Here is a 428-nt window from a genome sequence, read left to right on the forward strand (position 1 = left end):
CGGCAGCCGTCGCCGTCCTTGGGGAAGTCCACCGTGTCGAACCACATCGCGCCCCGGAACCTGGGGTATCCGGGTTTCTCCCCGGCCTTCACGCGCCGGAAGAACGCCTGAAACGCCTTGTCCAGGCGGCGCAAGGTCGCCTGCTGCGACGAGAACGACCAGCGTCCCTGACGCTCGGGGTCGAAGGCCCGGATGTCCTTGAGCTGCGCGGACTGCTGCGCGTACTTGACCGACGTTTTGGAGGTGTGCCGGTAGGCGTCGCGGCGTTCCTGCAACGCACCGTTGTAGAGCGAGCAGTGATCCCGCAGCATCTCACCGAGCGCTGCCGCCTGGCCCACGGTGGGCCGCATAAGGAACTTGTACGCACGGATCATCCGGCCCACCCCCTTCCTGGTCAGCCCGCACGATCATACTACCCTTGGTGTATG

1 protein-coding gene is annotated in these 428 nt (G+C 65.9%); it reads right to left on the bottom strand.

Going from position 1 to position 428, the window contains the following annotated elements; all coding sequences use genetic code 11:
- On the bottom strand, positions 1-374 hold a 374-nt coding region (locus LZ604_RS35545), incomplete at its 3' end, for a helix-turn-helix domain-containing protein (protein ID WP_234520369.1).
- Positions 375-428 lie beyond the last annotated feature (54 nt).

This window comes from Streptomyces glomeratus (genome assembly GCF_021462825.1).
Classification (GTDB): Bacteria; Actinomycetota; Actinomycetes; order Streptomycetales; family Streptomycetaceae; genus Streptomyces; species Streptomyces glomeratus.